The organism is Paraburkholderia sp. (assembly GCF_026225065.1).
Classification (GTDB): Bacteria; Pseudomonadota; Gammaproteobacteria; order Burkholderiales; family Burkholderiaceae; genus Paraburkholderia.
The window spans coordinates 1-5,475 of record NZ_JAMFSB010000267.1 but is presented as its reverse complement, the minus strand read 5'-3'; the positions used below and the strand labels follow the sequence as shown (position 1 = coordinate 5,475).

Annotated in this window: 6 protein-coding genes; all 6 read left to right on the top strand. The window is 63.8% G+C overall.

Going from position 1 to position 5,475, the window contains the following annotated elements:
- Window positions 1-723: prephenate dehydratase (pheA, locus tag M0954_RS19245; RefSeq protein WP_297354927.1), on the top strand; the 723-nt coding region annotated here is incomplete at its 5' end.
- 64 nt (window positions 724-787) lie between these two features.
- Window positions 788-1,900 (top strand): histidinol-phosphate transaminase, encoded by a 1,113-nt coding sequence (gene hisC, locus M0954_RS19240; protein WP_123385673.1) that lies wholly within the window; start codon window positions 788-790, stop codon window positions 1,898-1,900.
- An 80-nt stretch (window positions 1,901-1,980) separates the two neighbouring features.
- Window positions 1,981-2,922, top strand: a complete 942-nt coding sequence (locus M0954_RS19235) for a prephenate dehydrogenase/arogenate dehydrogenase family protein (protein WP_297354925.1) — start codon at window positions 1,981-1,983, stop codon at window positions 2,920-2,922.
- Between the two features lie 18 nt (window positions 2,923-2,940).
- Window positions 2,941-4,245 (top strand): 3-phosphoshikimate 1-carboxyvinyltransferase, encoded by a 1,305-nt coding sequence (aroA, locus tag M0954_RS19230; protein ID WP_297354923.1) that lies wholly within the window; start codon window positions 2,941-2,943, stop codon window positions 4,243-4,245.
- Between the two features lie 34 nt (window positions 4,246-4,279).
- On the top strand, window positions 4,280-4,966 hold the full coding sequence (gene cmk / locus M0954_RS19225; RefSeq protein ID WP_123385675.1) for a (d)CMP kinase: 687 nt from the start codon (window positions 4,280-4,282) through the stop codon (window positions 4,964-4,966).
- 171 nt (window positions 4,967-5,137) lie between these two features.
- A partial coding sequence (locus M0954_RS19220; RefSeq protein WP_297354922.1) for a S1 RNA-binding domain-containing protein occupies window positions 5,138-5,475 on the top strand: 338 nt, incomplete at its 3' end.

Genomic DNA, 5,475 nt, shown 5'->3' with positions numbered 1-5,475 from the left:
TGTCCGTCGATTGACGAAGTGTTCCGCTCGGTCGAAGCGGGTGCCGCCGAATTCGGCGTCGTGCCGATCGAAAATTCGACCGAAGGCGCAGTGTCGCGCACGCTCGACCTGCTGTTGCAAACACAATTACTGATCGGCGGCGAACTCGCTTTGCCGATCCATCACAATCTTCTGGCGTTAAACGGCGAGCTGACCGGCGTGACGCGTGTGTGTGCGCATCCGCAGGCGCTCGCGCAATGCCAGGGTTGGCTCGCGTCGAACGCGCCGCATCTGGAACGTCAGGCGGTGTCGAGTAACGCTGAAGGGGCGCGGCTTGCCGCCAGCGATCCGAGCGTTGCGGCCATCGCCGGAGATCGCGCGGCAACGCGCTACGGCCTGCAGGTCGTGCATGCGCTGATCCAGGACGATCCGCACAACCGCACGCGCTTCGTGATGATCGGCAAAGAACCGACCGGCGTGAGCGGCAACGATCGAACCTCGCTGATCGTCTCGGTCGCGAACCAGCCGGGAGCGATGGTCAAGCTGCTGGAGCCGCTGGCCCGTCACGGCGTCTCGATGACGCGCTTCGAGTCAAGGCCGGCGCGCGTCGGTACGTGGGAGTACTACTTCTACATCGACGTCGAAGGTCATCGCGACGATGCTCCGGTGGCGGCAGCGCTTGCCGAGCTTGGCGAAAAGGCCGAATTCCTGAAGATTCTCGGTTCGTACCCGCAAGCTCGTTGATGTCCAGACCTCGCGTCTCGCCGAACCTAATTCAATACGTCAAATAGTCGATCCGGAGATACTCATGACAACCCCTTTCGGTCCTTCCTATGTGCGTGCGATTGCGCCTTATATCGCCGGCAAGCCGATTTCGGAAGTGGCCCGCGAGTTTGGCCTCGATGAGGCGAACATCGTGAAGCTCGCGTCGAACGAGAATCCGCTGGGCATGCCGGAATCCGCGCAGCGTGCGATCGTGCAGGCCGCGAGCGAACTGGGCCGCTATCCGGATGCGAACGCGTTCGAACTGAAGGCGGCATTGAGTGGCCGTTACGACGTGCCGGCTGACTGGGTCACGCTCGGCAACGGCAGCAACGACATCCTCGAAATCGCGGCGCACGCGTTTGTCGAGAAGGGGCAGTCGATCGTCTACGCGCAGTACTCGTTCGCGGTGTACGCGCTAGCTACGCAGGGTCTGGGCGCGCGCTCGATCGTCGTGCCGGCGGTCAAGCACGGCCACGACCTCGACGCCATGCTGGCCGCGATCACCGACGACACTCGCCTGATCTTCGTCGCTAACCCGAACAACCCGACCGGCACGTTCATCCAAGGCCCGGCGCTCGAGGCGTTCCTCGCCAAAGTGCCGCGCAATGTCGTGGTGGTGCTCGACGAGGCGTACACCGAATATCTGGCGCCGGAAAAGCGCTACGACTCAATCGCCTGGGTGCGACGTTATCCGAATCTGCTGGTGTCGCGTACGTTTTCGAAGGCCTACGGCCTGGCGGGTCTGCGCGTCGGCTTCGCGATCGCGCAACCGGAACTGACCGATTTGCTGAACCGTCTGCGTCAGCCGTTCAATGTGAACACACTGGCACAAGCCGCGGCGATCGCAGCCTTGAACGACTCGGCGTTCCTCGAAAAGAGCGCGGCGCTGAATGCTCAGGGCTATCGTCGTCTGACGGAAGGATTCGACAGGCTTGGCCTCGAGTATGTGCCGTCGTCGGGCAACTTCGTGTTGGTGCGCGTCGGCAATGACGACGAAGCGGGCAATCGCGTCAACCTCGCGTTGTTGAAGCAGGGGGTGATCGTGCGTCCCGTTGGCAATTACGGTTTGCCGCAATGGCTGCGTATCACGATCGGCCTGCCGGAAGAAAACGAAGCGTTTCTCAAGGCGCTTGAAAAGACGCTTGCGCCGGCCTGAGTGGCGACGCGAGGCGTTATAGCCGAGCGTCAGATTTTGACCCGCGCGCCAGCGTTTCACGCTGTGGCGCGCTTTTCTCTGTGATCGACGTGGCCGGGTTTTCTTTTAACAAGCTGGTGATTTTTGGTGTCGGTCTGATCGGCGGCTCGCTTGCGCGCGCGCTGCGCGAGCGTGGCGATGTGGCAGGCGCGCGCACCGTGATTGGGGTGGGGCGCTCGCCCGCATCGACGGCGCGGGCGCTTGAACTCGGCGTGATCGACGGCACGGCCGCGCTATCCGACGACGCAGCGCTGAGTGCCGCGCTGGCCGGCGCGGATCTCGTGCTGCTGGCGGCGCCGGTGGCGCAGACCCAGCCGCTGCTCGAGCGGATCGCGCCGTTTCTCGACCCGGACACCATCGTCACCGACGCGGGCAGCACCAAGTCCGACGTCGTCGCCGCGGCGCGCGCCGCGCGGGGTGACAGGAGTCGCCAATTCGTGCCGGGCCATCCGATTGCCGGGCGTGAGTCGAGCGGAGTGGACGCCGCCTTGCCTGATCTGTACGTTAGCCGTAACGTGGTCCTGTGTGCATTGCCGGAGAATCGGCCTGATACGGTGGAGCGCGTCGCCGCCATGTGGCGCGCGACCGGCGCAGCGGTGCATGCGATGACGCCGGCGCAACACGACCGCGTCTTCGCCTCGGTGAGCCATTTGCCGCATCTGTTGTCGTTTGCGTTGGTCGAGCAGATTCTCAATTCGCCCGACGCCGCGCTGAAATTTTCCTTCGCGGCGGGCGGCTTCCGCGATTTCACGCGGATCGCAGCATCGAGCCCGGAAATGTGGCGCGACATCTGCGTAGCGAACCGCGCAGCGCTGCTCGACGAACTGGATGGCTACACGGCGGTGCTCGCGCAGCTGCGCGCGGCCGTCGAGGCGGCGGACGGCGCCGCGCTCGAGGCTGTGTTCGCCCGCTCGCGCGAGGCGCGCACCGAATGGCAGGAACAGCGCGCGGCGCTAACCGCTGCCCCCGACGCCACGAAATAACCGGAACTGGACTCAATCATGGAATACCTCGATCTCGGACCGTTTTCCCGTGCGTCCGGCACGATTCGCTTGCCAGGCTCGAAGAGCATTTCGAACCGCGTGTTGCTGCTTGCGGCGCTGGCCGAAGGCGAAACGACGATCACCAACCTGCTCGATTCCGACGACACGCGCGTGATGCTCGATGCGCTGGAGAAGCTCGGCGTCAAGCTTAAGCGCGAAGGCGACGAGTGCGTCGTGACGGGCACGCGCGGCGCGTTTACCGCGAAGACCGCCGACCTGTTTCTCGGCAACGCCGGCACAGCGGTGCGCTCGCTGACGGCGGCGCTGGCGGTCAACGGCGGCAGCTATCGCGTCCACGGCGTGCCGCGGATGCACGAGCGGCCGATTGGCGACCTCGTCGACGGCTTGCGGCAGATCGGAGCCCGAATCGACTATGAGGGCAACGAAGGCTTTCCGCCGCTGCGGATTCGCGAAGGCCAGATCGCCGTCGAGGCACCGATCCGCGTGCGCGGCGACGTGTCGAGCCAGTTCCTGACCGGGCTGCTGATGACCTTGCCGCTGCTGCGCACGGAAAGCGGCGTGTCGGTGGTTCAGGTGGACGGCGAGCTGATCTCCAAGCCCTATATCGAGATCACCCTCAAGCTGATGGAGCGCTTCGGCATCAAGGTCGAGCGTCACGGCTGGCATCAGTTCACGGTGCCGGCCGGGCAGCGCTATCAGTCGCCGGGCAAGATCATGGTGGAGGGCGATGCGTCGTCCGCCTCGTATTTTCTCGCGGCGGGCGCGCTCGGCGGCGGCCCGCTGCGCGTGGAAGGGGTTGGGCGGGCCAGCATCCAGGGCGATGTGGGCTTTGCCGACGCGCTGATCCGCATGGGCGCGAACGTGTCGATGGGTGACGACTGGATCGAGGTGCGCGGTGTCGGCCATGATCACGGCAAGCTGGAACCGATCGACATGGATTGCAACCTGATCCCGGATGCGGCCATGACCATTGCCGTCGCGGCGCTGTTCGCCGACGGCACGACCACGCTGCGCAACATCGCGAGCTGGCGCGTCAAGGAAACCGACCGGCTGGCCGCCATGGCGACCGAACTGCGCAAGGTCGGCGCCAAGGTGGTGGAGGGCGAAGACTACATCGCTGTTACGCCGCCGGAGCAACTGACGCCGAATGCTGCGATCGACACCTACGACGACCACCGCATGGCGATGTGCTTCTCGCTGGTGAGTCTCGGCGGCGTGCCGGTGCGCATTAACGATCCGAAGTGCGTCGCCAAGACTGTCCCGGACTATTTCGAGCGCTTCACAGCGTTGGCCCAACCTTGATTCGACCGAATCGACCTGACGCGCGACTTTTTCGATGAAACCGACCCGTCCCTTTCACCAGACGCCCGTTATTACGATCGACGGCCCGACCGCCTCCGGCAAAGGCACCGTGGCCGCGCTGGTCGCCGCCAATCTCGGCTTCCACCTGCTGGATAGCGGCGCCCTGTACCGGCTCGCCGCGCTGGCTAGTCAGCGCTACAACATCGCGGCGGACGACTCCGACGCCCTTGCCAAACTGATCGACGACCTCCACATCACGTTCCGCGAGGGGCTCGCGCAGCTCGACGGCGTCGATGTTTCAAGCGAGATTCGCGCCGAGGAAGTCGGCAAACGGGCCTCGGCAATCGCCGTTCACGCACCTGTGAGAGCCGCGTTGGTGGCCCGTCAGCGGGCTTTTCGCAAGGAGCCGGGGCTGGTTGCGGACGGCCGCGATATGGGCACCGTGATCTTCCAGGACGCCGCGCTCAAGGTGTTTCTGACCGCCAGCGCTGAGGCCCGAGCTACGCGCCGGCATAAGCAATTGATCCAAAAAGGTTTTTCTGCTAATATAGATGACTTGCTCCGGGATTTGCGTGAACGCGACGCGCGCGACAGTCAGCGCGTAGCCGCGCCACTCAAGCCTGCAGCGGATGCGAAGTTGCTCGATACCTCCACGTTGTCAGTCGACCAGGCGGTCGATCAGGTGGTGCAGTGGTATCAGGCGCTTTTGCCCGCCGCTTGAAAATGCATTCAGGAATTTCGTTGTAAAGCAGTAGATGCAAGAAGCAGTCTGTTGTCGTGTAGGTGCTCCCCGTATAGGCGTGGAGCGTGTTTTAACCCCTTAACCCCGCTTGGCATTCGCACACTAGCCGTCATTGCTTGACCATCCGGTCAGCCGGGCACCGCGAAAACCATGCAACTTTCGATTTTTATGTCCGACCTGCAAACCTCTACCCCGAATACCGAATCTTTTGCGGCTCTGTTCGAAGAGTCGCTGACCAAGCAAGACATGCGCGCTGGCGAGGTGATCTCCGCCGAAGTCGTGCGCGTTGACCACAACTTCGTGGTCGTCAACGCTGGTCTCAAGTCCGAAGCCTACATCCCGCTCGAAGAGTTCCTGAACGACGCGGGCGAGGTAGAAGTGCAGGCGGGCGACTTCGTTTCCGTCGCGATCGACGCGCTGGAAAACGGCTATGGCGACACGATCCTGTCGCGCGACAAGGCGAAGCGTCTGGCTTCGTGGCTGTCGCT